24 protein-coding genes and 1 pseudogene are annotated in these 25136 nt (G+C 65.1%); 11 read left to right on the plus strand and 14 right to left on the minus strand.

The window, feature by feature from the left end; translation table 11 throughout:
* The first annotated feature begins 36 nt into the window (after positions 1-36).
* The 3 genes from AC3RCC_RS23610 to AC3RCC_RS23620 all read left to right on the plus strand — a co-directional run bounded on the left by AC3RCC_RS23610 (position 37) and on the right by AC3RCC_RS23620 (position 1968).
* Positions 37-705, plus strand: coding sequence for an amino acid ABC transporter permease (locus AC3RCC_RS23610; RefSeq protein WP_492256789.1), 669 nt, complete (start codon positions 37-39; stop codon positions 703-705).
* Positions 690-1481, plus strand: a complete 792-nt coding sequence (locus AC3RCC_RS23615; protein ID WP_492256790.1) for an amino acid ABC transporter ATP-binding protein — start codon at positions 690-692, stop codon at positions 1479-1481. The genes AC3RCC_RS23610 and AC3RCC_RS23615 overlap by 16 nt, the downstream gene beginning before the upstream one ends.
* Before the next feature lie 211 nt (positions 1482-1692).
* Positions 1693-1968, plus strand: coding sequence for a hypothetical protein (locus AC3RCC_RS23620; protein ID WP_492256791.1), 276 nt, complete (start codon positions 1693-1695; stop codon positions 1966-1968).
* A 475-nt stretch (positions 1969-2443) separates the two neighbouring features.
* On the opposite strand, the gene AC3RCC_RS23625 is transcribed toward AC3RCC_RS23620, so the two are convergent.
* The 13 genes from AC3RCC_RS23625 to AC3RCC_RS23685 form a co-directional block, all read right to left on the minus strand.
* Positions 2444-3139 (minus strand): hypothetical protein, encoded by a 696-nt coding sequence (locus tag AC3RCC_RS23625; RefSeq protein WP_492256792.1) that lies wholly within the window; start codon positions 3137-3139, stop codon positions 2444-2446.
* A complete protein-coding gene (locus tag AC3RCC_RS23630) occupies positions 3126-3512 on the minus strand; it encodes a DUF5681 domain-containing protein (protein WP_492256793.1) in 387 nt (128 codons plus the stop codon). Before AC3RCC_RS23630 ends, AC3RCC_RS23625 begins: the two co-directional genes overlap by 14 nt.
* Positions 3509-4960: a site-specific DNA-methyltransferase gene (locus tag AC3RCC_RS23635; RefSeq protein ID WP_492256794.1), complete on the minus strand. Its 1452-nt coding sequence runs from the start codon at positions 4958-4960 to the stop codon at positions 3509-3511. Before AC3RCC_RS23635 ends, AC3RCC_RS23630 begins: the two co-directional genes overlap by 4 nt.
* 4 nt (positions 4961-4964) lie before the next feature.
* Positions 4965-5663, minus strand: a complete 699-nt coding sequence (locus tag AC3RCC_RS23640; protein WP_492256795.1) for a hypothetical protein — start codon at positions 5661-5663, stop codon at positions 4965-4967.
* 585 nt (positions 5664-6248) lie between these two features.
* The gene (locus tag AC3RCC_RS23645; RefSeq protein WP_492256796.1) at positions 6249-7403 is read right to left on the minus strand and encodes an alpha-hydroxy acid oxidase; all 1155 of its coding nucleotides are present in this window, start codon (positions 7401-7403) and stop codon (positions 6249-6251) included.
* 88 nt (positions 7404-7491) lie between these two features.
* Positions 7492-8166 carry an RraA family protein gene (locus AC3RCC_RS23650; protein WP_452116829.1) on the minus strand — a complete coding sequence of 225 codons (675 nt, stop codon included), beginning with the start codon at positions 8164-8166 and terminating at the stop codon, positions 7492-7494.
* Positions 8167-8219: 53 nt separating this feature from the next.
* Complete coding sequence (locus AC3RCC_RS23655; RefSeq protein WP_492256797.1) at positions 8220-8870, minus strand: RraA family protein; 651 nt, start codon at positions 8868-8870, stop codon at positions 8220-8222.
* 57 nt (positions 8871-8927) lie between these two features.
* A complete protein-coding gene (locus AC3RCC_RS23660; protein ID WP_291636733.1) occupies positions 8928-9995 on the minus strand; it encodes an ABC transporter substrate-binding protein in 1068 nt (355 codons plus the stop codon).
* Positions 9996-10060: 65 nt separating this feature from the next.
* Positions 10061-11860 carry an ABC transporter permease subunit gene (locus AC3RCC_RS23665; protein ID WP_492256798.1) on the minus strand — a complete coding sequence of 600 codons (1800 nt, stop codon included), beginning with the start codon at positions 11858-11860 and terminating at the stop codon, positions 10061-10063.
* A complete protein-coding gene (locus AC3RCC_RS23670; protein ID WP_492256799.1) occupies positions 11857-12975 on the minus strand; it encodes an ABC transporter ATP-binding protein in 1119 nt (372 codons plus the stop codon). The genes AC3RCC_RS23665 and AC3RCC_RS23670 overlap by 4 nt, the downstream gene beginning before the upstream one ends.
* A 9-nt stretch (positions 12976-12984) precedes the next feature.
* On the minus strand, positions 12985-13779 hold the full coding sequence (locus tag AC3RCC_RS23675) for an HpcH/HpaI aldolase family protein (RefSeq protein ID WP_291636739.1): 795 nt from the start codon (positions 13777-13779) through the stop codon (positions 12985-12987).
* A gap of 39 nt (positions 13780-13818) precedes the next feature.
* Positions 13819-14832 carry a hydroxyacid dehydrogenase gene (locus AC3RCC_RS23680; RefSeq protein WP_492256800.1) on the minus strand — a complete coding sequence of 338 codons (1014 nt, stop codon included), beginning with the start codon at positions 14830-14832 and terminating at the stop codon, positions 13819-13821.
* 45 nt (positions 14833-14877) lie between these two features.
* Entirely contained in the window at positions 14878-16326 is a 1449-nt protein-coding gene (locus AC3RCC_RS23685; RefSeq protein ID WP_492256801.1) for an FAD-binding oxidoreductase, read from the minus strand.
* 255 nt (positions 16327-16581) lie between these two features.
* Between AC3RCC_RS23685 and AC3RCC_RS23690 the strand changes: the two genes are divergently transcribed.
* Both AC3RCC_RS23690 and AC3RCC_RS23695 read left to right on the plus strand, forming a co-directional pair.
* Positions 16582-17313 carry an IclR family transcriptional regulator gene (locus tag AC3RCC_RS23690; RefSeq protein WP_492256802.1) on the plus strand — a complete coding sequence of 244 codons (732 nt, stop codon included), beginning with the start codon at positions 16582-16584 and terminating at the stop codon, positions 17311-17313.
* A gap of 96 nt (positions 17314-17409) precedes the next feature.
* Positions 17410-17577, plus strand: a pseudogene (locus AC3RCC_RS23695) (IS630 family transposase); the annotation flags it as partial.
* A 140-nt stretch (positions 17578-17717) separates the two neighbouring features.
* On the opposite strand, the gene AC3RCC_RS23700 reads toward AC3RCC_RS23695, so the two are convergent.
* Positions 17718-18821 (minus strand): LysR substrate-binding domain-containing protein, encoded by a 1104-nt coding sequence (locus tag AC3RCC_RS23700; protein WP_492256803.1) that lies wholly within the window; start codon positions 18819-18821, stop codon positions 17718-17720.
* Between the two features lie 29 nt (positions 18822-18850).
* Here AC3RCC_RS23700 and AC3RCC_RS23705 point away from each other — a divergent pair, with 29 nt between their 5' ends.
* The 6 genes from AC3RCC_RS23705 to AC3RCC_RS23730 are packed head-to-tail and all read left to right on the plus strand — an operon-like array spanning position 18851 to position 24861.
* Positions 18851-19858, plus strand: coding sequence for an ABC transporter substrate-binding protein (locus AC3RCC_RS23705; RefSeq protein WP_492256804.1), 1008 nt, complete (start codon positions 18851-18853; stop codon positions 19856-19858).
* 60 nt (positions 19859-19918) lie between these two features.
* Complete coding sequence (locus tag AC3RCC_RS23710; protein WP_291636751.1) at positions 19919-20992, plus strand: ABC transporter ATP-binding protein; 1074 nt, start codon at positions 19919-19921, stop codon at positions 20990-20992.
* Complete coding sequence (locus tag AC3RCC_RS23715) at positions 20958-21845, plus strand: ABC transporter permease (protein WP_492256805.1); 888 nt, start codon at positions 20958-20960, stop codon at positions 21843-21845. Before AC3RCC_RS23710 ends, AC3RCC_RS23715 begins: the two co-directional genes overlap by 35 nt.
* A complete protein-coding gene (locus tag AC3RCC_RS23720) occupies positions 21842-22636 on the plus strand; it encodes an ABC transporter permease (protein WP_291636754.1) in 795 nt (264 codons plus the stop codon). The genes AC3RCC_RS23715 and AC3RCC_RS23720 overlap by 4 nt, the downstream gene beginning before the upstream one ends.
* A gap of 40 nt (positions 22637-22676) precedes the next feature.
* A complete protein-coding gene (locus AC3RCC_RS23725; RefSeq protein ID WP_492256806.1) occupies positions 22677-23798 on the plus strand; it encodes an NAD(P)/FAD-dependent oxidoreductase in 1122 nt (373 codons plus the stop codon).
* A gap of 10 nt (positions 23799-23808) precedes the next feature.
* Complete coding sequence (locus tag AC3RCC_RS23730) at positions 23809-24861, plus strand: NAD/NADP octopine/nopaline dehydrogenase family protein (protein WP_492258824.1); 1053 nt, start codon at positions 23809-23811, stop codon at positions 24859-24861.
* Positions 24862-25136 lie beyond the last annotated feature (275 nt).

Below are 25136 nucleotides of genomic sequence, written 5' to 3' on the forward strand. Positions count from 1 at the left end.
GGCTCCATTTTCCTCGTCTTTCCGAGCGGCCAGGGCATGAACTACACATTCCAGTTCGGCGTTCTCAACGACTACGGGCCATATCTCGCCGGCGGCCTCTGGCACGCCTGGTGGACAAGCTTTCCTGCGATCATTTTCTCCACCGTGCTCGGCGTCGCTCTCGCGGCGCTTAGCATGTCTCGGTTGTGGATTGCGCGCGGCGCCTCGGTCGTCTTTGTCGATCTGTTCCGCACGCTGCCCGTAGTGGTGCTGCTGATTTGGATCCACTACGTCATGCCGATCCTTACCGGCGTCTCGCTCTCCCCCACCATGAGCTCGGTGATCGCGCTCTCGCTGAACGGCGCCGCGCTGGCTTGCGAAGCCTTTCGGGGCGGCCTTGAGGCCATACCCCAGACCCAGGTGCAGGCGGCCCAGTCGCTCGGCTTCTCGCGCTGGAAGGTTATGCGCTACATTACGTTGCCGCAGGCCTTTTTCGCGACACTGCCTTCGCTGACCAACGTGCACATCACCGTCATCAAGAACGTCACCGTGACGGTCCTGATCGCCGTGCCGGAGGTGATGTTCCGGGCGCAGGAGCTCACTGTGCAGTTCTTCCGGCCGCTCGAATTCTACACCGGCGCGGCGGTTCTGTACGTGGCGCTTATCTGGGGTTACACGATCCTCATGCGGATGCTCGAAAGGCTGCAAAAATGGCAACCGATCTGATCGCAACCGCGGCGACAGAACCCGCCGCTGAACGCCAGGCCTTCATTCGCATCCGCGACGTCCGCAAGTCCTACGGTGCGGTGCCCGTGCTGAACGGCATCTCGCTAGATGTCGCCGAGGGCGAGGTGCTGGTGCTGTGCGGCCCTAGCGGCTGCGGCAAGAGCACGCTCCTGCGCTGCATCAACGGGCTGGAAACGATCAACTCCGGCGACATCGCAGTGGACGGGCGCTCGGTCTCGACCGCGCGGGCCGACGAACTGCAGAAAATTAGGCTCTCGACCGGCTTTGTGTTCCAGAACTTCAATCTGTTCCCGCACATGACGGCGCTGCAGAACATCACCATCGCGCCCGTGAAGATCCTCGGTCTCTCCCAGCGCGACGCGACCGACCGCGGGCGGCAGTTGCTCGAACGCGTCGGCATGGCGGAGAAGGCTGACGTCTTCCCGTTCCAACTCTCCGGCGGCCAACGCCAACGCGTCGCCATCGCCCGGGCGCTGGCGATGGAACCGACGCTGATGCTGTTCGACGAGCCCACCTCCGCGCTCGATCCCGAAATGCGCGAGGAAGTGCTGCAGGTGATCCGACAGGTCCACCACGATCACGGCATGACCATGGTGGTCGTCACCCATGAGATCGGTTTCGCCAGAAACGTCGGCAGCCGCGCCATGCTGCTCGACGGCGGCGAGATCGTCGAGGAGGCACCCGCCCGGGCCTTCTTCGCGAGCCCAACCCACGAGCGCACGCGGCGCTTCCTACGAGCCATTGTTAACGAGTAGCCGAGCTGTGCTTGTAGAATAGTGACGGCATATACGAGTCCAAGTCAGTCAGCCCGATGCCGACGGCAGACTCATCCCAGATTCGCTCCTTGTCACCTTAACTGCATAATCCCCGCCGTCTCGGAGTGTCTGGTTCCGGGGCCATTGAACCGCACCGGATTTTCCGGCTGTCCCAATCTTTGAGAGGGGGGCGGAGATCTATGCCGAGCAAATGACCCGGCAGCATACCGGCACGCTCGTCGATGCGGACACGCTCTTCCTGCGCAGCGGCAAGATCTGGTCCTCGGCCGGTATGGATCTCGCGCTCGCCATCATCGAAGAGGATTTCGGGCGCGCCCTCGCCATGGAGATGGCGCACCATATGGTGCTCGATCTGCGCCGCGCCGGCGGGCAGACTGCGCCGCTGAAGCATAGTCCGGGCGGGGAGCGGCCATCCCGATCCGATCCGGTCCGGCCAGAAGCGTCAGTTATTGCCAGCTCTTGCTGACGGTCGGCAACAGAAGCTGCTTCTTGTTCTTGGCGCTGGCGGTCTGCACGGCCTATCCGCTGACGCAGCCGGCGGACTGTGACGGCATCGATCATGGAGACCTCCAAGGATCAAGGGAAACGCCCCCGAAATCCTCGGATGCCGCGCCTCAAATGGCGAAATCCCAGCGCCGACCAAGCCGCAGCGCCCTGCCGCGAGAGCGGTTTTGTCCACTGGCGCTAGTGGACCGCTCTCCGCTGCTAGCCCTGCCCTTGTGCCCAAGCGAGCTCGGGATCGACAAGCCGAATGATCGAATGCTGGCGCGGCAATTCACCCGAGATCGCAGCTTTAATGAGGGACGGTGGCAGAAAGGCCAATGATAGCGTCATTCTAACCGAGCGCTCCGATATGCCCTCCGCTTGGGCAATCTCCGTCACCTTCATCACTTCTCCGAACACCAGCCTTCGCAGCCAGCCACGCGCCTTGACGATGCCACTCAGCAGCCGGGCACGTTCAGTCGAGCGAATGTATTCTGCTCCAGTCTTTGCATGAGGCTCACCACCGCCCCGTCAACCTTATTGTCGAGCCGTGACAGCAAGGTATTTGAGTACCATTTGTTGCAAGCCTCGCGGGTTGTCGCTGACATGGCGTCGTCGGGTTTGATCGGATCATCGATGATAATCAACGAGCCGCCACGCCCGGTCAGGGTGCCGCCGACGGAAGTTGCGAGGCGCATGCCGCCACCCGTCGTCTGAATCTCGGCTTCAGTATTCTTGCGGGCCGAAGGGCGCGTCCCCGGAAAGAGCCGCTGATACCAGCCACTCCCGATTAGTGCGCGAAAGTCATTGCTGTGCTTCGTCGCGAGGTCCTGAGCGTAGCTGACGCAGATGATGCGCTTACTCGGATCATGGCCCATTACAAACGCGGGGAAGGCAACCGAGGCGATCACGGATTTCAGTGAACGCGGCGGCAGGTTAATGATCAATCGTCGTGTCTTGCCGAGGCGGACCTGCTCAAGGGCATGACAGATGGCGTCGAGGTGCCAGTTCCAGGCAAGCTCGCCGGGAACGAGCGATGTCGCTGCCTTGCCGACGAAGCTTGCAAAATCTCGACGCAAGATCGCCTCCAGTAGCCGCTTGCGCTCGGCCGGCTGGCCCAACCGTTCCGACCAGCCTTCTTCATGCAGACTCATCGTTCCTGCTCCCCTGTTTATCGAGGAACCGCTGGAGGATCAGATCGTCCTCGGCGCTCGGAGTCGCCGGCTCTTGATCCGATGCCGTCTCGCCGGCTGACCGGGCTGCGAGCAGAAACTCAACTGCCTTCCGGTCGCCCTTCAAGGCGCTTTGAACCTGCTGCATCAGGATCGCTTCGAGCCTCGTCACACTACGGCGGCGGTCTCCGACGCCGATCGAGACCTTATGATCGAGAAGCTCGTTGAGCATCTTCTCGATACTCTTACGGCCTCGCGGGCGGCCGCGCGGATTGCCGCTCTTTCCAGCTGCGAACCGCGTATGCAGCGGCGGGCGTCCCCGCCCAACACGATAGGCTTCACCCTCATCGCTCATTGCGCACCTCCGCAAAGATCGACCCAGCTGGAATCTTCTTCCGAGAGCGCCGGCTCCGGGCAGGACTCTGGCGGTGCCGCAGCTGTCGAAGAGATTTCGCGTGCGGCCTGCCGGCGGCGCACGACCTCGGCGTAAGTCTCGCCGGTGTCGGCGAGGATGGCGTCGGCCTTCGTGACCTTCAGCCAACGTCGGATTGCGACGTCGACATAGACAGGATCGATCTCGACACCGAAGGCCCGGCGCCCCAGGCGCTCGGCTGCCATCATCGTCGTGCCCGAGCCCATGAAGGTGTCGAGCACGACGTCGCCGCGACGCGAGCAATCGCGAATGGCGTCGGCAACCAGCGCGACCGGCTTCACCGTCGGGTGCATCTTCAGCTCATCGAGCCGCCCCGCCCGAAAACTGTTGATGCCGGCATAGTGCCAGACATTGCTGCGGCTTCGCCCGCTCTGCCCAAGCCCAAAATTGTTGACGTGCGCGCCCCCGCCCTTCTTGAAGACGAAGATCAGTTCGTGTTGCGAGCGGTAAAAACTCCCCTGCCCCGCGTTGGACTTCACCCAGACGCAGAGATTCTTGAGCTCCGAGAACACCGAGGTTCCGGCTGCCATCAGCTCGCCGACATGACGCCAATCCATGCAGACAAAGTGGATCGAACCGTCGGCGGCGTTGCGCTCGCAAACAGCAAGACACTCGGTCAGGAAAGCTGTGAAAGCGTCGCGGCTCATTTCGCCAGAGGCGAAGGCGAATTCCCGGTGCTTGATCGCGCCGCGGCCCTGGACATGGCCGAGGACGGGCACGTTGTAGGGCGGGTCGATGAAGACCATCTGCGCCCGTGCCCCATCCATGAGCCTGGCGATGGCGTCCTCGTCGCGGGCGTCAGCGCAGATCAGTCGGTGACGGCCGAGCAGCCAGAGATCGCCCTTCTCCACCGCCGGCTCGCCTGCGGCAGGAATCTGGTCATCGGCGTCAGGTCCGTCGTCGAGGTCGGCAGCTAACGCATCGATCTCAGCCGCATCGAAACCGGTCAGAGAGATATCCAGCCCCTCTGCGTCGAGGAGGCCCGTGAGCTCGCCAATTTCGACCGCGAGCAGGTCCCGGTCCCAGCCGGCATTCTCGGCGATCTTGTTGTCGGCCAGCATTAGCGCCCGCCGCTGCGCCGCGCTCAGCCCGGCAACGCAGAGCGTTGGGATTTCTGCAAGCCGCAGTTCCGCAGCCGCACGCAAACGACCATGGCCCGCGAGCACTCCGCCCTTCTCATCGATCAAGACCGGATTGGTGAAGCCGAACTGCTCGATGCTCCGCGCGATCTGAGCGACCTGAGCTTTGGAATGAGTGCGCGCATTCCGCGCGGACGGACGAAGCGACGCGATCGGGCGAAGTTCGATCTGTCGTGAGATTTGAATGCTAGGATCGGGTTTCAATTTTCCACACTCCGCGCTGATCGTCATGGCTTCAGGTGCCGCGCCTGCGGCCGCGGCGTGCTGGTTCTGTCTTCGACAGCAAGTGATTGAGCTGGATGAAGGGATTCATGAGCTCGACGACGAGTGTGGGACTATTCGAATAGCCATCCAGCTTCACCCGCTTTTCAAGCTCTTCCCACCCTCGGCAGATAATGTCGGGCCGGGGGCCATCCTTGCCCGCGATCATGCGCGTCACTTCCCCGACAGCTTCGAGATCCGCATGCACGCAGAAGAAGACCATGTTCCCAGAGTCCTCGACCACATTGCCCTTCGCGATGAGCTTCTCCCTGCCGAGTGCATTCGCGCCCGCGATAACCGTGCCTTCAATATTGAACAGCGAAGCGATGTCCACTTCGCTCATTCTGCGGTGCTCTTGCTCAAGCACCTCGCGAAAGCGGCGGAGCACGGAAACCGCCCTACCCTGCGGCAAGCCGCAGTTCATCAAGCGCTGGGCGATAAACAAGGCGAGCACTGAATAGGTCGAGAAGCTAACATCGCTCCCAGAGCCGGCCGCCTCACCGTCATGGAATGCGAAACCGGGAGGCGTGTTTGCTCCTGGCGGCGGCCTGCTCTTTCGATCGAAATCGAGCAGACGCTTGACCCGAGTCAGAATGGTGTCGTCGTCCAAACGCGAATGGCTCGACCGGATGGCCTGAACCAGGACCTCGTTGATCTGGTTGCGCTTGTACATTGAAACCTCAATCGACGCCGCAATCTGCAGCGCCAGAATTGCGGTGTCAAGTTGGGCTTTTATTTCAGGGCGCGCAGCGCCCTGCTCCTGGCGACAACTCCGGCTAGCGGTCGCTGATCAGCGCTCGAAGTTTCCCTGTTCCCGCTCTAGGGAAGGCCTCGGCTAACTGACTGACTTGTCTCGGGAAGTGCCGCGGCTTCGCGGCTGAACAACGCCGATTTTCCGCGTTTTCGCTGTTTCTTTCCGTGTTACCAGGGAAACTCACTGCAGAGACGGGTGCGCTTCGAACTGCCAGCAGCACCAGCCATCTTTTTGGATAATCAGCGTTTTTTCCAATGGCGCGGAATATCCGCGCTTTCGGTGCCCCTTGCCAATCTTGCTTCCGATTGCACGCGATCATCAGCCGGCGGTCACGCGCCAAAATCTCGGCCAGCCTGGCATTTGTCTCTGACGCGCCATGTCGGGTTTTCTGCCCATTCCAGTGGCCGCGGACCGGAGACGGGTTCGCAACTCGGCTGCGGCAGGACATCGACCCATAGCTGATCTTTGCAAAGTCTGCTTTCGGGCGGGGGTGCTATGGCTCTCTTATGACTCCCTTGCGAGCGCATCGCCGTCCAGCGCGGCGAGCGAGGAACAACCCATGAAGGCCATCGTACGGTCGACCTCGTCGCGCAGAATCTCGATGACGCGGCCGGCGCCATCGCAGCCGCCCATGGCGACGCCATAGAGAAGCGAGCGCCCGACGAGCACCGCCCGGGCGCCGAGGGCGAGCAGCTTGACGATATCGCTGCCGCGCCGGACGCTGCCATCCGCCAGGATGACAAGTCGATCGCCGAGGCGCTCAGCGATCTCCGGTAGAGCGCAGGCCGGAGCGATGGCGGAATCCAGATTACGTCCGCCATGATTGGAGACGACGATGCCGTCCGCTCCGCAATCCAGCGCCCGCTGCGCATCATCGCAGCGCAGGATGCCCTTTATGATGAACCGCCCCGGCCAGCGCCGCCGGAGCGCCGCGATCTCGGTCCAGGTGACATCGTCGGCCAGGCGCAGGGCGTCGCCGAGCGGGGCACGAGTGATCTTGCGGCGAAAGGCGTCCGGATAATGCGCGTAGCTCGGCATGCCGGAGCCGGCGAGATAGCGCCCCATCACGTTCAGGCACCAGCGCGGATGCAGGACGAAATCGAGCGCAGCACGCCAGTTCGGCGCCATCGGGATGCCGAAGCCGTTATGAGTATTATATTCGCGCTTGGGCGAGACGCTCGTGTCCACGGTCAGGATCAGCGTGTCGGATCCCGCCGCCCGCGCGGCGTCGACGAAGGTCTCGGTGATCGCCCTGTCGTTGAGGATGTAGAGCTGAAACCAGAGGTTCCCGCCGGCGCCGGCAGCGATGTCGCCGATCGAGGTGATGGACTGGGTGGAGACGCAGAACGGGATGCCGGCCCGCGCCGCCGCCCGGGCCAGTTCGATTTCGCCGCGATACCACATCAGCCCGGCAAGGCCCGTCGGTGCCGCGATAATCGGCAAGGGCAGCCTGGAGCCGAACAGTTCGACGCTCTGGTCGCGCCGGCTCACGTCGACCAGCACGTTCGGGCTGAACTTCACTGCATCGAGCGCAGCCCGCGCGGCCCGCAGCGCGAGCTCCCCCTCCGTGCCGCGATCGATGAACTCGAACATGCCGCGTGGCAGGACGCGCTGCGCCGCCAGGCGCATCTCGTCGGTGTTCAGGATGCGGGAAGTCATGGCGGGCGGGAGGTCCTCTCTTCTGCCGGAAGCTCGGCGGGCCCAGAGGCGCAGGCGCCTGGGCCCGCCGCCGCGTGTCGCGGCCCGGTCAGTGCGCCGGTTCGGCTTGCCCGAGCAGGATCGTCCGCAGATCCTCCCCGGCGGCGAGGCGGGCGTTGATGACCGCTTCCTTGGCGACGATCTCGCGAGCCTTCTCTTGAATCTTCGCGGCCTCATCCTTGGGGGTGACGAAGACACCGTCGACATCCGCGCAGACGAGATCGCCAGAGCGGATCACGGCGCCACCGACGGTGACGTCGACCCCAATCTCGACGGCGATCTCGCGCGAGATCGGACCGGCCATGGTGATCGCGCGATACCATGTAGGCGGCGCGATCTGCTTCAGGCCGACGAGGTCGCGGATCGATCCGTTGATGATGACACCGGCGACCTTGCACTGGCTCAGGCGATGGGCGACCAGGTCGCCCATGGCACAGCCACCGATATCGGTCTGCACCTCGACCACGACGACCGCGCCTTCCGGAGCCTCGTCATAGGCCCGCAGGAAATCCTCGCGGTTGCTGGTCGAGCTGTCGCTCGCCCGGCGCAGCCGGATCGTATAGGCCGGGCCGATCGCATGATCGTCCGGGCGCAGCGCGCGCACGCTTTCGACAGTGCGATGGGCCAGTGTCCACGGCCCGTGAATCTTCTCGGCGGCATCCCAGAACACGGCGGTGCCGATCTCCGCGGACATCGCCGCAGCTGCATTCTTCTCGCTCGACATGGATCCTGTCTCGTTTGTGGGGGAATATGGAGCGGCTCGGTGCAGCCGCCTGCTCAGTTCGTGGGCGCGCGCAGGGTCTCAAGGAGCGATCGGCCCTCGGCGAGGCTGCGATGCCACTGCTCTTCACGCGCCGTGACGCCGGCGGCGATCGGCGTAAGCGCGGCCATCGTCGCCTCCGGTACGACGAAGGCCCCGTCGATATCGGCGAAGACGAGATCGCCCGGCGCGACGCGCGTCCCACCGACCGAAAGCTCGATCTGCACCTCGGTGGCGGTTTCCGCCATTTCGAGGCCGAGCATCGTCGCCTGCGCGTACCAGATCGGCGGGCCGAACTCCTCGAGGCCGATGAGGTCCCGCACCGGCCCGGCAACCACGACCCCGGCCACGCCGATCGCCTTCAGGCGATGGGCGATGATGTCGCCGAGTACCGCGCCACCGACCTCGTCGACAACGTCGACCACCACGACGGAACCGGCGGGTGCGTCGTCATAGGCCTTGAGCAGTGCCTCGACATTCGTCGAGGCCTGCTTCGCGGCGCGCCGTAGCCTGATGGTGTAGGCCGGGCCCCGTACTGCATCGCCGCGCCGGAGCGGCACCATGCCGTGCAGGGCATGGGCACCCGGCGACCAGGGGCCTTCGAGGCGCTCCACCGCATTTGAAAGCACCGGCGTCGCAATCGTCGCCATCGACTCGTCTTCAGCCATATCCATCGTCCCGGTCAGGAAAAGCCCGCGGCACGAGCACGCCGCGGGCGGGAAGCATCAGCTCAGCAACCACTTGTTGAAGCGGTCGGCGATCGCATCGCGATTGGCCGCCCAGAACTCGTCGTTGATCTCGATTCCGGTCGCTTGATAGGGCGGGTTGGTCGCGAGGACGGTGGCCCGCTCAGGGCTGATGAACTTGAAGGCGTTCGGATTGGTCGGCGCGATCGCAACCTGCCGGCCGACGGCCGCCTGACGCTCGCCTTGCAAACAGAACAGGATGAATTGCCGGCAGGTTTCGAAATTGTCGGTGCCCTTGAGGATCGTGAACATGTCCGTCCCCCAGATGTTATTCTGCCAGGCGAGCGCGAGTGGCGCCCCCTGCTCGGCAGCGGCCGTGGGGAAGTTCGACCAGACCGGCACCATGTCGACCTCGCCATTGGTGATGAGCTGGATCGCCTGGACCGGACTCGTCCACCAATGGGCGACATGCGGCTTGATCCGGTCGAGGGACTTGAAGGCGCGATCGACATCGAGCGGATAGAGATCCTTGGGCGCGACGCCGTCGGCGAAGAGCGCGATCTCCAGGGTGTCGACCGGGTTCTTGCGCATCGCCCGGCGTCCCGGGAAGGTCTTGACGTCGAAGAAGTCCTTCCAGTTCTTCGGCGGTTCCTTGAACTTGTCCTTGCGATAGGTCAGCGGCGTCGCGTAAACGCCGTGGCCGATCGCATATTCGTTGCGGAACGAAGCCGGGATCTCCTTGACCACCGCCTCGTTTTCGAGGCCGTGCTTCAGCAGGAAGTCGCCATCCTTGAGCAGCTGGCGAATGGCAGCGCGCGACAGCGATGCCGCCATGTCCCAGGTCTTGGACTTCGACTCGACGATGGCCTTGATCTGGCTGACCGGCTCGTTGTTCGAGGTCGCAGGCACGATCTCGATGCCGGTCGCGGCCTGGAACGGCTCATAATAGGCCTTCTTCATCGCCTCGGCGGTCGGGCCGCCCGGCGTGCGAACGATGAGCCGCTTGGTCTGAGCGCGGGCACTGGTCCAGATGCTCGGAGCCGCGACGGCGCTGGCGCCGATCAGCAGCGTTCTGCGGGAGATGGCCGACTTCCTCGTATCGCTCATGGTGATATCCCCAATGTCCTGTTCTTCTGGTGGGTGTCGCTTTCAGGGATCGAGTGTTCCTCGATTCATTTTTGCTCTTTGGTCTGCAGGCGGTGGATCAGCAGGGTGATCACCGCGACGAAGACGAGCAGCAGCGTGGAGGCCGCTGCCAGGATCGGCGTCGCAACGTTGATCGCGTCGTCCCACATCTGCTTGGGTAGGGTGGTGGTCAGCCCGCCGGTCACGAACAGTGCGATGGTCAGTTCGTCGAAAGAGGTGATCAGGGCGAAGAGGAAGGCCGAGATCAGCCCGCCCTTGATCAGCGGCAGCGTGACGAAGCGCAGCGTCTGGGTCGGCCGCGCCCCGAGATTCCAGGCGGCCTGATCATAGCGGGTGTCGTAGGACTTCAGCACCGCCATGACGGTGATCACGACATAGGGGATCGCCAGCACCGCATGGCCGACGATCAGGCCCGCATAGCTGCCGACCAGCCCGATCTGCGCGTAGAAGTAGAACAGCGCCACCGCGATCACCATGCGCGGGATGATCAGCGGCGAAAGCACCAGCGACAGGATCAGGGTACGGCCCGGCAGCTTCTGGCGCGCGATCGCGAAAGCTGCCGGCGTGCCGATCAGCATTGCCAGCGCGGCTGCGCCCAGCGCGACGATCACCGAGCGCGTCGCGGCCTGCAGCCAGACCGGCGAAGCCAGCAGGCTCTCGTACCAGCGCAGGCTGAACCCCTCCGGCGGCCAGTTGATCCGCGAGCCGGCGGTGAAGGAGACCGGCACCATGATCAGCGCCGGCAGGATGAGGAAGGCCAGGATTGCGAGCACGACGGCCCATTCCAGCCCTCGCCCGCTGCGACGCGGCTTCCCGGTCCCGCGATCGCCCAGGACACGATTAAAGACGCTGAACAGCATATCCGAGACATGGCCGAGCCCGGCGCAGATCTTGAGCCCGAGCAGGCCCACCCAACCGGGGCCGCCCCCCGCCTTCGCGCTGCGATCGACACTGCCGGTCAGGGTCGAGATGCCGAGCAAGCGGTCATAGATCGTGAAGATGACCAGTGCTGCGACGAGCAGCAGCAGCGAAAGCGCGCCGGCGAACCCCCAGTTCAGATATTCCTGCACCTGCTCGATGATCAGCTGCGTGATCATCGTCTCATGGCGCGAGCCGAGGAAGGCCGGCACGATGAAGAAGCCGAGCGAGGTGATGAAGACGAGCAGGGCTCCTGCCGTCACGCCGGGCAGCGAAAGCGGGAAATAGATGCGCCAGAACACGCTGCCCGGGCGGCCGCCGAGCGTCATCCCGGCCTTGGAGAGGTTCTCATCGATCCCCTCCATCACCGGCACCATGGTCAGGATGCAGAGCGGCACCATGGCATGGGTCATGCCGACGATGACGCTGGGCGCTGAATAGAGAAGGTCGATCGGCCCGTCGACGATCTGCAGATACTGCAGGGTCTGGCTGATGAAGCCGTTGCGGTTGAGCAGGACCATCCAGCCAAAGGTGCGGATCAGGAAGCTGCACCAGAACGAGAGCTGGACCCAGAACATCAGGCGGTTGCGGGTCGCACCGGGCAGCCGCGCGATGGCCCGCGCCACCGGATAGCTGATCGCCACAGTCGCGAGCGTCGTCCAGAATGAGATCTTGAGCGTCACGACCATGACCTGGACGTAGACGGATGAGGCGAACAGGCGCTCATAGGCCTGCAGGCTGAAAACGCCGCCTGGCCCCTGGAAGCTCAGCGAGAGCAGCTTGCCGACGGGATAGAGGATCAGCACCAGGAGGAAGAGGAGCGCTGGCGTCAGCTTGCCCCAACGCCCGGCGAAACGCTGGAACCAACCTGGCCGGGCAGCGTCCCGTGTGGAAACGGCGAGGCTCATGGCGCGCTGCCTGCGCCGGCTGCGAGAACCGCGGTGGCCTGGACCGGCCAGGTCGCGAAGACCCGCTGACCCTGCGCGGGAGGCGGCGTCTTCCGATCGGTCAGCTCGAGCGCAACGATGCTGCCCCCCGCGGCGAGGTCGATATAGTGGCGGGTGACACCGCCCACGAAGATCGTCTCCCTCACCGTGCCTGGCACGGCGTTCCAGCCCTCGCTCGGGGCATGAGCGGTCCTGATGCTCTCGGGTCTGACCATGAGCTTGACCTCCGTGCCCGTCGCGAAGGCTCCAGCGCCGCGGATCGAGCCGCCGCCGGCATCGATCGTCAGTCCATCCGCCGAAGCGGAGCGGACCGTGCCGTCCAGGAAGTTCGACTCGCCAAGGAAATCGGCAGCAAAGACGGTGGCCGGCTCGAAATAGAGCTCGGAGGGCGTGCCGAGCTGCTCGATGCGTCCGCCATTCATCAGGCAGATGCGGTCCGACATCGTCAGCGCTTCCTCCTGGTCGTGCGTGACGTAGAGGATCGTGATGCCGAGCGACTTGTGCAGATGCTTGATCTCGAGCTGCAGCTGGTCGCGCAGCTTCTTGTCGAGCGCCCCGAGAGGCTCGTCCATCAGGATCAGGCTCGGCTGGAAGACGAAGCAGCGGGCGAGCGCGATGCGCTGCTGCTGCCCGCCCGACAGCGCCCGGGGCAGGCGCTGCGCCGTATGCGGCAGCTGCACGATGTCGAGCACCCGCATGACTTCGCGCTTGATCTCCGCCTCCGGCCGGCGCCGCATCCGCAGCGGGAAGGCGATGTTCTCGAACACGGTTAGATGCGGGAACAGGGCGTAGTTCTGGAAGACCATGCCGATGTCGCGCTCCCAGGGCGGCGCGTAGGTCGCCTTGCGGCCATCGATCGCGAGTTCACCGCCATCGGCCTGCAACAGGCCGGCGACCATCATCAAGAGCGTCGTCTTGCCCGAGCCGGAAGGCCCGAGCAGCGTCATGAACTCACCCGAGCGGAGCGTCAGATCGGTCGGATGCAGCGCCACCGTGGTGCCATAGGTCTTGCGCAGCCCCGAGACGACAAGCTTGGGGGGAGTGCCGGCAGTCTGTTGCAGGGTGAGGTCCGTCATGCCGCTACCTCAGGCAATCTTCCGGCCGAGAGCCGGCATCAGGTTGTGGATGGCGTCGAGTTCGTTGCCGATGCGGTTGGCCAGCATCGCCGCGTCCGAGCCGATGGCGAGGAAGCGGAAGCCCTGCTCGCTGCGCGAGCGGACGTCGTCCGGCCCGACGCCATAGGTCCCGAGCGTGACGTTCGCCGTCCTGGCGCTTTCGACGATCTGCCGGATCTTGTCCGAGACACCCGGTCCCTCCCAGGCTCCGATATGGCCGAGGCTGGCCGACAGGTCGCCCGGACCGACAAAGGCGAATTCGAGGCCGGAGACGGCGCAGATCTCGTCGATGGCTGCGGCCGCCTCGGCGGTCTCGATCATCGGGATGACCATGATCTCTTCATTGGCGGTCGCGATGTAGTCCGCGACGCGCAAGCCCCAGCGCTGCGCCCGCTCGCCGCCGAGTCCGCGCTTGCCGGCCATGGGATAGCGGGCGAAGTCCAGCGCAGCCTCGACATCCCGCGCCGAGCGCACGAGCGGCACCACGATCCCATCGGCCCCGAGGTCGAGGCAGCGCTTGATCGAGTCAATCGCGATCGAGGGCACGCGCACCAGCACGGCGAGGTCGCTGCCGCGGGCCGCCCGGGCGTGCTCGACGACATCACGGTAGTCGGTCGCGCCGTGCTCCATGTCGATGCACACCCAGTCGAGGCCCGCCTCGATCGCCAGCTCGGTCATCGTCGCCGTGGCGAGCGTCACCCAGAGCCCGAAGGTCGTCCTGCCTTCGGCGAGCTTGCGGCGGAGAGGATTCTTGTAGCTTTTCATCTGCTGTTTTCCGTTGTCGCTCGCGCCTTGACCGGGCCGTCAGCCGGCTTGCGAAAGGGCTTTGCCGAGCCGGTAGTTCGGCCGGGTCAAGACTTCCGGATTGACGATTCCGGCCAACTCCCCGCCTGCCAGCGCCGCCAGCACGCTGCCGGCGATCGTCTCCGAGCAACGCGCCCGGGCCGCGACCGTGTCGCCGGCATAGTGCGGTGAAAGAACGAGGTTCGGCGTGGTGTTGATCGGGTCGTCCGCCGGCACCGGTTCGGGGTCGAGCACGTCGAGGCCAGCCCCGAGCAGATGGCCCGAGCGTAGCGCTTCGATCAGCGCGCTCTGCACCACGACGGGTCCGCGCGAGGCATTGATGAAGACGCTGCCCGGCTTCATCCGCGCGAAGGCGGCCGCGTTCATCATGCCGCGCGTATCGGCCTTCAGCGGCACATGGATGGTGACGAAATCGGCCTCGGCCAGGCCCTGCTCGAAGGAGACACGTTCGATGCCGCGCGCCGCCATCGCGGCCTCATCATAGACCGGATCATAACTCATGATGCGCATGCCGAACGCCGCCTGGCATTTGCGCGCCATCTCGGAACCGATCCGCCCGAGGCCGACGACGAAGAGCGAGCGGCCCTCGAGTTCCATCGGCAACTGGCTGTTGCGGAACTCCGTGAAGCGCCCGTCGCGGACGGCGCGGTCGCCCGACATGATGTTCTTGGTGACCGCCATCAGCAGCGCCAAGGCGTGCTCCGAGGTCGACTTGAAATTGACGAAGGGCGTGTTGAGCACGACGATCCCGTGCTCGGTCGCCGCGTCCAGGTCGATCGCATCCGTGCCGACGCCGTGCATCCCGACGACCTTGAGCGCAGGCGCCTCGGCAAACATGCGGCGCGTCGCGGCCTCGACGCGCACGATGATCGCGTCGGCGCCGGAAGTGTTGAGCTGCTCGACCAGCGTGTCCTCGCAGCCATCCGGCGCGAGCGTGATTTCGGCCCGTGCTTTCAGAATGTCGACGCCGACCGGGCGGATGGTCGGATGGATCAGGAGGATGTTGGGCCGCATATCGGCGTCCTTGTCGTGAATTGGCAGGGTGGCGCGGGCGCGCTGCTAGAGCAGGACGCCAGGGTTCATCAGGCCAGCGGGATCGAAGACGCGTTTGATCTGGCGCATGAATTCGAGCTCGACCGGGTCCTTGTGGCGCTGCAGGCGGGCTCGGTTGCTGCGACCGATGCCGTGCTCCGCGCTGACGCTGCCGCCGAGCGAGACGGTGACCTCGTCGACGAGCGCATTCACCTCGCCCGCCAGCTCGGCAAAGCGCAGCGGATCTGAGAATTTCTCCCGCGGAAAGATCGCGATCGCGTGGATGTTGCCGTCGCCGATATGGCCGACGAAGTAGCTCTTCGCGTCGGGGAACTGCGTCCTGATACCGTCCTCGACACCGGCCACGAACTCCGGGACACGGGAAACCGGAACCGATGTGTCATGCGACACCGCCGCACCGGCCTTCAGATTGGCCTCGGTGACCGAATGGCGGATGTGCCAGATGTTCTCCGCCTGGGCGCCACTCTCGGCCAGCGTCGCATCCGTGATGCCGCCTGCTTCCATGACCTCGCCAAGTATTTCGGCCAGCGCCGTCTGCAGGTCGAGCGTTTCGATCGCATCGGTGAGCTCGATGAACGCGTACCAGGGCGCCTGCCCGGCCAGCGGGCTGCGCAACTCGGTGCGCAAGGCCAGGACGAGCTGGTATTCGCTGTCCGACATGATTTCGAAGGTGGTGACGCGTTCGCCGAAGTCGCGGCGAATCCGCTCCAGCAAGGAGAGCGCTGCGCGGACATCGGGTAGCGCGACCAGGGCGACCGCGCTCACCGCCGGTTGCGAGAACAGCTTCAACACCGCGCCGGTGACGATGCCGAGCGTTCCCTCCGAACCGATGAGGAGCTGCTTCAGGTCGTAGCCGGTATTGTCCTTGCGCAAGCCGCGCAGCCCGTTCCAGATCCGGCCGTCCGGCAGCACCGCCTCGATCCCCATGACCAGATCGCGCATCGGCCCGTAGCGCAGCACGGCCGTGCCGCCGGCATTGGTCGCGATGTTCCCGCCTATCTGGCAGGCTCCTTCGCTGCCGAGCGAGAGCGGGAAGAGCTTGCCGATCGCGCTTGCCGCCTCCTGCACCGCCGCCAGCGGGCAGCCGGCATCGACCGTCATCGTGCTGTTGGCCGGGTCGACCTCGCGGATGCCACGCATCCGCTCGAGGCTGATCACGATAGAGCGCCCCTGCGCGCCCGGCGTCGCGCCACCGCACATGCCGGTGTTTCCGCCCTGCGGGACGATCGCGATCCCGGCGCGAGCGCAGATCGCGACGGTGGCGGCGACCTCGGCCGTATTGGCCGGGCGGACCACGCACAGCGCCGCTCCCCGATAGCGGCCGCGAGCATCGACGAGATAGCGCGCCATGTCCTCCGGCGCAGCCAGCAGGTTGGCGGCACCGACGACTCCCTCGATCGCGTTGAGGGCTGGGTCGGATTCCGGGGCGTGACGGTGGCTAGCGTCTTGGCTCATGTTGCGATAATTGATACTTTGGTGTGAAAGATGATAGACTGTTGCGCCCGCGACGGAGGTTGTCAATCCGCTTCGAACCTGTGACGAGATTCACCGGGGCGTACGGCGAGGCTGTTCGTCGGAAGAAAGCGGCTGCGGCCTGCGGGAGAAGCGTGCGATGCCGCGCTCCCGTCAGCAGCGATGTGCGAAACCGGAAGGCAGGAGCCGATGACTGAGACGCGCCCGAAACTTTTCAGCACATCGCTGGAAAGAGGCTTGCTGGTTCTGGCGGCGTTCGATCAGGGCGAGCAGACGCTCGGCCTGACGCAGCTCGTCGAGCGCACCGGGATCGAGAAGACCGCGGCCCAGCGCTTCCTCTCGACCCTGGTCGCCATGGGCTATCTGCTGAAGGATCCGGTCACCAGGCGCTACAGCCTGACCGCCCGGATGCTGCATCTGGGCTCGAGCTTCCTGCGCGGCAACCCGCTGATCGAGCGCGCGACGCCCTATATGCTGAACTGCAACAAGGAGCTCGGCGAGACGGTGAATCTCGGCGTGCTGGACGACGACGAGGTCATTCTCGTCGCCCGCATCCCGAGCCGCGAAGTGGTCAGTCCCAATGTCGGCCTCGGCTCGAGCTTCCCCTGGCACGTATCCGGGCTGGGGCAGTCAATCGTCGCCTATCTGCCGGATGAGCGGAGGCAGGCGCTCGTCAGCCAGGTGAATTTCGTCCGCCGGGCCAGCAACACGATCATGGATGCCGAGGCTCTGCATGCCCGCCTCGACCAGATCCGCAGTTCGGGCTCAGTGCTGGTCGTCAACGAGAACTTCGACGGCGACATCACGGTCGCGGCGCCGGTCTTCGATGCAACCGGCGAGGTCACTGCAGCCGTCAACATCGTCGTGACGCCCCAGCGCTGGTCGACCGACAAGGCGGAATCCCTCCGGCCAACCGTCGTGGTCCTGGCCAGCGCCCTCTCGTCTCACTATCCCAGTCGCGCGAAGTAGGTCGCAGGACTGGGCATCATCGGACGTGATGTCTGACCGACGGGCAAGCGCAGCGGCGAAAGCGCGCAAGTTCAGGCTGTCCATGGCCTCTTCTGGAAGATCGCACAGCTTCCAGAAGAGGATCGCCCCAACATCCTGAAGCGCCGGCAGGGCTGGTTTGAGAGCCAGCCCGATCTCGTTTCGGAATTCCTCGGCTTCATCGACGGAACCTGGGCCTCGACCAACATGGCGCGCCGCAATGGCCGCGGTTTGCGTGGCGAGCGCCAAAACCCAAGAGGCAACTCCGCCACCCTTGGCGGGAGCTAGTCGGTCAGCACCGGCACGTGAGCGCTTGCACTCCGCAAGGCCAAACTCAGGGAGCCGGTGACTGCTTCTCGGCCGCAGCCCTGCTCCCGCTCTTGGCGCTATGCGGGCCTCCAATTCAGGCTTTCGCTTCGCAGAAAGTGCATGAACGCCTCGACGAGATCGGTCCGTTGGCTGTGGGAGGGAAACAGCACGCCGAAATTATAGGGCACATCCGGCTCGAAACGGCGCCAGACGAGGCCTCGCGAAGTAAAGGCACCCGCAGTGAAGCGATCGGTGATCGTCACCCCGACGCCATTGGCGACCAACTCGCAAGCTACGGCGGCGATGGGAGTGTCGACGCGAATGTCCGGCATGGAGCCGGCATCATCCAGAGCGCGCTGCAGCGGCAGATGGGCAAAGCTGTCCCGTCCCTTTCCGACGAAAGCCAGCCCGTGCAGGTCTCGCGGAGTGACGACGTCGCGCGCCGCAAGCGGATGGTCGGGGAGCATCACGCAAACCCCGATCGCCGGATCGAACAGCTCGATATCGACCCCCGGCTTCTCCATCGGCAGCATCGCGAAGCCGATGTCGAATTGGCGGGTCGAGACCCAGGATGCGATCGTCTCTGAGCGCTGGACCTGAAGGGCGGCCGCGACACCGCGGTGCTCCTTCAGGAAGCGAGCGAGCGCCGCCGGGAGGAACTGGTGGGCGAGCGCCGGCATGCTGACGATCCTGAGCTGCTCGACACGCTGGTCCTTGATCTGGGCGGCCCGCTCAGCGATGCGCTCCAGCCCGACGAAGCTGCGCTCGACCTCATCGTGCAGGGCCAGTGCCTCAGCCGTCGGCCAGCTGCGTCCATCCGCCCGCGTGAAAAGGGCGAAGCCCAGGCGCTCCTGCAGTTCCTTCAACAGCCGGGAAATTGAGGGCTGCGAGGTACGCAGCAGCCGCGCCGCCTGCGTGAAGCTGCCGACATGCAGGACGGCATTGAAGGCTTCCCAGTGCTTGTGGCCTATTTGCGACAAATCAAAGTACTCCGGGACGGAACGCCTCATAGTCCGGTCGAAGGGCGCTCGGCGAACGGCAACGTTCGCCGGACGAAAAGTTGCGCCCATATCAAATCCGGATCGACCGATCCATACTTCGTCAATTGACAGATAGCCCCTCCAATCGGAACCCTGACGGCAATCAGGAAAAGAGAGGGGTTGCCGACATGAAGTCTCCACATCATGGAATCTGCTCGATAGCACTGGGCATGGCCCTGTCGGCGACGGGCTGGATGGCGCCCGGCGCCCTTGCGCAGGACACCATGTATGTCGCCGGCTATGGCGGGTCGTTCGAGCGCCTCATGCGGAACTCCGTGATCCCGCCTTTCGAGAAGGCCAACAACGTCAAGATCGAATATGTCGCCGGGCAGTCGACAGCGACGCTCGCGAAGTTGCAGGCTCAGCGCAGCAAGCAGGAGATCGACGTCGCGATCGTCGATGACGGACCGATGTATCAGGCCGTGCAGTTCGGCTTCTGCGCGCCGATCCAGAAGGCGCCGGTCCTGGATGACATCTATCCGATCGCAAAACTCGCCGATCAGGCGATGGCGTTCGGCATCGGTGTCACGGCGCCGGTCTATAACACCAAGATTTTCAAGGAGAAGGGACTGCCCGTCCCGACATCCTGGGGCGACCTCGGCAACAGCGCCTATAAGGGCCAGCTGGCTCTTCTGGGTGCCGCGAGCACGACCGGTCTGCATGGACTGATCATGGTCGCGCGGGCCAAGGGCGGCGGAGAGGCCGCCATCGACCCCGGCTTCAAGGCCTTCAAGGACGAGATCCGCCCGAACATCGTGACCTTCGCCCCCTCTGCACCGAAGCTGGAGGAACTCCTGCAGAGCGGCGAGATCGCGATGACGGTGGTTGCGCGCTCACGCGCCGTCGCACTGAAGAAGGAGGGGCTGCCGCTGCAGGCCGTCGAGCCCAAGGAAGGTGCGGCGGCGCTGATGGTGTCGATGTGCCCGGTCGTCGACAGCGACGTGTCGGCACAGGCGCAGAAATTCATCCAGCACATGCTGTCGCCCGAGATCCAGAAGATCTTCGCGCAGGCGGGCTACGGTCCCGTCAATCGAAAGACCGAGCTGAGCGAAGCCGAGAAGGAAGGGCTCGCCGTCGGTGACGAGGCTGTGGGCAAGCTTGCCAGGATCGACTGGCCGACCGTCAACCAGAACCGTGCAGCCTGGACGCAGCGCTGGAATCGCGAAGTCGAACGCTGAGCCATCCTGATCCGGCCGGTCTTGCCCGGCCGGACACCTCCCGAACGAGTTCTCCTATCAATGGCCAAAATCGTGCTCGAGGCGCTGACCAAGCGCTTCGCAAGCTTCACGGCGCTCTCCGGCATCGACCTTTCGATCGAGCCGGGCGAGTTCGTCGGGCTTCTCGGGCCCTCCGGCTGCGGCAAGACCACGACTCTGAACATCGTTGCCGGCTTCGAGGAGCCGAGCGGCGGGCGCGTCCTGCTCGACGGCCGCGACCTTGCGGGTGTGCCGGCGAACCGGCGCGGCATGGGCATCGTCTTCCAGAGCTACGCGCTCTTTCCGCACATGACCGTGGCGGAGAACATCTCCTTTGGGCTGGAGATGCGCGGAATGGGCCGCGCCGAGCGGGATCAGACGATCCGCCGGGCGCTGGACCTCGTGCACCTATCGGCCATGAGCGAGCGCTATCCACGCCAGCTCTCCGGCGGCCAGCAGCAGCGCGTTGCGCTGGCGCGGGCGCTCGCCATAGAACCCGCTCTGCTCCTGCTCGATGAACCCTTGTCGAACCTCGACGCCAAGCTGCGCGAAGAGATGCAGGTCGAGATTCGTGCGATCCAGCGTCGCGTCGGCACCACGACGATCATGGTCACGCATGACCAGGCGGAAGCGCTCGCGACCTGCGACAAGATCGCCGTGATGGATGCCGGCCGCATCGTGCAGCTCGCCGACCCGCTGACGCTTTACGATGCCCCTGCGAGCCGGTTTGCAGCGGCCTTCGTCGGGCGTTCCTCGCAATTGCCGGCCACGGTCACTGCGGTGGACGGCTCGATCGCGCGCATGCGCATCGACGGACTCGCGGCCGAGGTTGGCGGGCGGCTTCATCGTCCCGTGCCGGTCGGCCAGGCCGTGCTGATCGCGCTGCGCCCGGAGAAGGTTCAGCTCGGGGCTCCGGGTACGGGCGCGGTCGACGGCCGTCTGCAATCGCGCGTCTTCCAGGGCAGTTCCTGGCTGTTCTCGATCCAGACGGAGCTCGGCAGCGTGCTGGTCTCCGAGCCGCATCGCGGCATACCCCATTTCCGGGAAGGCGACGCCGTCTCGATCGCCTGGATGCCGGAAGATGCCGCCGTGGTTCCGGAGGCGCCCCGTGGCTAGCCGCAAGCGCCGCGCTCCCTATCTGTTGAGCCTGCCCGCGCTGCTCGTCTTCGCAGCGCTGCTGGTGACGCCTCTCGCCATGATCGCGGGTCTGAGTTTCCAGGCCTTCGACCTGAACACTGGACAGATCGGCGGCCTGACACTCGGCAATTACGCCGACACCCTGGGCGATCCCTACTACCATGCGATCTTCCTGCGCACGGTCGGCATCGCGCTGGCGACGACGGCAATCTGCATCCTGATCGGCGCACCGGAAGCCTATTTCCTGTCGCGCATGCGCGCCCCATGGCGCTCGATCTTCCTGATCGTCACCTTGAGCCCGCTGCTGATCTCGGTGGTGGTCCGCACGCTGGGCTGGGCCCTGCTGTTCGGCCGCAACGGCGTGATCAACCAGGTCCTGGCGGCGCTCGGCCTCGCCTCGGGCCCGATACCGATGCTCTATACGGTCCAGGGCGTCGTCATCGCGCTGGTCCATGTCGCGGTGCCGTTCATGGTGATCTCGGTCTGGGCCGCGCTCCAGCGCCTCGACCCCAAGGTTATCCGCGCCGCGAGCTCGCTCGGAGCGAGCGAGTTCACGATCTTCCGCCGCATCGTGCTGCCGCAGATCATCCCCGGCATCCTCTCGGGCTCGCTGATCGTCTTCGCTCTCGCCGCCAGCGCTTTCGCGACGCCGGCGATCATCGGCGGGCGCCAGCTCAAGGTGGTCGCGACCGCGACCTATGACGAGTTCCTGGGCACGCTGAACTGGCCGCTGGGCGCCGCCATCGCCATCGTCCTGCTGATCGTCAACGCGGCCATCATGCTGACCTACAACCGTATCGTCGAGCGGCGCTATGCGAGGTTCGCACAATGAGCCGAAACGGAACCTTCGCGATCGCGTTCCACACAGTGTTCGTCGCCTTCATGCTGGCGCCGCTGGTGGTGGTGATGTGGATGTCGCTGACGCCCTCGAACCTCTTGTCGCTGCCGACGACCTCGTTCTCGCTGCGCTGGTTCTGGGCGATCCTGCGCCACAGCCAGTTCATCGACGCCTTCTGGTTCAGCATCCTGCTCGGCGTCCTCTCGGCAAGCCTGGCGATGGTACTGGCCGTGCCCGCAGCGCTCGCCTTGGCGCGCTACCGTTTCCCGGGGCGGGACGGCTTCGTCGCGCTCTTCCTGTCGCCGCTGATCATCCCGCATGTCGTGCTCGGCGTGGCATTCCTGCGCTTCTTCACCCAGATCGGCACGACCGGGACCTTCATCGGGCTGCTCGGCGCCCATGTGCTGGTGATCTTCCCCTATGGGCTGCGGCTGGTGCTGGCGGCGCTGACGACGAGCGATCCGGCGATCGAGCGGGCGGCGATCTCGCTCGGAGCCTCGCAATGGACTGTGTTCCGGCGCGTGCTCTTCCCGCTGATGATCCCAGGCGTCGCCGGCGGCTGGGTCATCTCCTTCATCCAGAGCTTCGACGAGGTGACGATGACCGTGTTCGTCGCGACCCCATCCTCGATGACGCTGCCGGTGCGCATGTACCACTACATCGAGGAGTCGATCGATCCGCTGGTGGCCTCGGTCTCGACCGTCGTCATCCTCCTCACCTTCCTGCTCATGGCCATCGTGGACCGCATCTACGGGCTGGACCGCATCCTGGTCGGCAAGGGCTGAACGCCCGGCCGGCGCATCCTGACCTTTCGGGGATTGGACAATGAAAGCAATCGTTGTGGGGGCCGGCGTCGTCGGCTCATCGGTGGCCTATCGCCTGGCGCAGGCCGGAGCCGAGGTCACCATCGTCGAGGAAAGGCGGCCGGGCGGCGGCACCTCCAGCGTGACCTATGCCTGGGTCAATGCCTGCGAGAAGCTGACCTCGGAGGCCTATTTCCGGCTGAACTTCGCCGGCCGCCAGGCGCATGAGGACATCCTGGCCGAGTTTCCGGGCGCGGACTGGTACCACCGGCCCGGCGTGCTGCAATGGCAGGACGCGGAAGCCGAAGCCGGCGGCCGCGACGGCACCGATCCGCTCGCCAAGCTGCAGCAGCTGATCGCCTGGGGCTATCCGGCCGAGGTCCTCAGCCTCGACGACGTCCGCAAGCTCGAACCCGAGATCAATCCCGACGCGATCGGGAACGCCCCGGTCATCCACTATCCCCAGGACGGCTGGCTCGACCCTGTTCCCTATTCCGGCGCGTTGATCGCTGCTGCCGTGGAGCGGCATGACGCAACCGTCATCGAGGCCCGCGTCGACCGCCTCGCGCTGGCCGGCGAGCGCTGCACCGGCATCGTGCTGGCCGATGGCCGGACGATCGAGGCAGACGTCGTGGTGAATTGCGCCGGCCGCTGGCTCAACGACGTCGTCCAGACGCCCCAGCATCGCATCCCGCTGGCGCCGACACTCGGCATCGTCGCCTATACCCCGCCGGCGGGCACGCCGCTCAGAAGCGCGCTGCGTACGCCCCTGGTGAACATGCGGCCCGATGGCGGCGGACGCTTCCTGTTGCGCTCGAACGAGCTCGATCGCCTGCTGACCTCCGACGAAGGCGCCGTGCCGTCCCACCCGCAGGCGCAGGAGCTGATGCGCCGCGCCATCAAGACCGTTCCGGCGCTGAAGCATGTCGAGGTCGAGGCAGTCCGGATCGCGACGCGGCCGATCCCGAAGGACTCCTATTCCGCCGTCGGCCCGGTGCCCGGCCTGTCCGGCTATTATGCCGTGGTCAGCCATAGCGGTGTCACGCTCGGCGCCTTCCTCGGCGAGGTCGTCGCCGACGAGCTCGTCCATGGGCGTGAGCGCGACGAGCTTATCGAATTCCGCCCGAGCCGCTTCTTCAACTGAGGATACCCCGATGCGTGTCGCCATCATGGGCGCGGGCGCAGCCGCCTTCGCCGCCACCGCATTTCTCGCCGAGAACGGGCATGAGGCCGTGCTCTGGTCGCCCTCGGGCAAGAGCACGGAGGCGCTTGCCGCCGGCGCTCCGCTTGTCAGTGAAGGCAAGATCGCAGGAGAGTTCCGGCCCAACGTGGCGCCGAGCTGCGAGGCTGCTGTGATTGGTGCCGACGCCGTCCTGATCGCCCTACCGGCGAACGGGCACAAGCATGTCATGGATGCGATGGCGCCGCTGCTGTCGCCCGGGCAGCCGGTCATCATCTCCTCGCACGCCTCGCTCGGTGCCTTCTACCTGTCGCGTTTGCTCACCGCGCGCGGCGTGGAAGTGCCGATCATCGCGCTCAGCACGACGATCCTGCGCTCGCGCCGTACCGGACCGAACACGGTCAAGATCGCAACCATCCGCAGCAAGGTCGACATCGCCACCTTGCCGCGACGGCTCGCCGATCAGGGCCTAGATCTCTGCCGCACGTTGTTCGGCGATCGTTTCCGTGTCGTGGATGGCTTGCTCGCCGTCTCCCTGAGCAACGTCAATCCGCAAAGCCACATGGCTCTAGCGCTTGCCAACTTCACTCGGATGGAGAAGGGCGAAGCCTGGGGGCAGAGCGAGAATCTGACCATGGCGGTCGGCCGGTTGCTCGAAGCCATCGACGCCGAGCGGCTGGCTCTGTCCGCCGCGTTCGGCCTCAAGGTGCGGACGATGCGCGAGCACTATTCGCTGACCTATGGCGTGCCGGACGCACCGCTCGGCGAGACCTCGCGGATGCTGGCGGAGACCCAGCCGACAACGCTCGGCCCGGCCACCATCGACACACGCTACACGCTGGAAGACGTCCCGTTCGGGCTCTTGCCGCTCGCCGAGCTCGGACGGCTGGCCGGCGTGCCGATGCCGCTGCATGAGGCCGGGCTTGCCATCTTCTCGGCGCTCTATGGCCGTGATCTAGCGCAGGACAATGACATTCTGCCCGAACTTACAAGGAACGGTCTTTCGCGCGAGCAGTTGCTGGCATGAGCTTCATGGCATTCGAGGCCCGGATCGAGGTCGAGGCTGGCAAGATCCGCTTTCGATGAACGTCCGTTTCCGACTTCGCGGACTGTCGGATGCTCCGTTTTCGGACGAGCTGATCGATCGACGCCAAGGCGAAACTCGCTAGCGCGTTTCAATCCTAGATCGCGGCGCGCCCGTTCGGACGCGGTCACGATGATCTATCTCATTGTTGCCGCATCGGAGTTCTCCGAAAACCGGAGTTCACTTTTCGGAAAACTCCGATGCTATGGGAATAGCCT

This window comes from Allobosea sp. GW823-FHT01F03 (assembly GCF_058798075.1).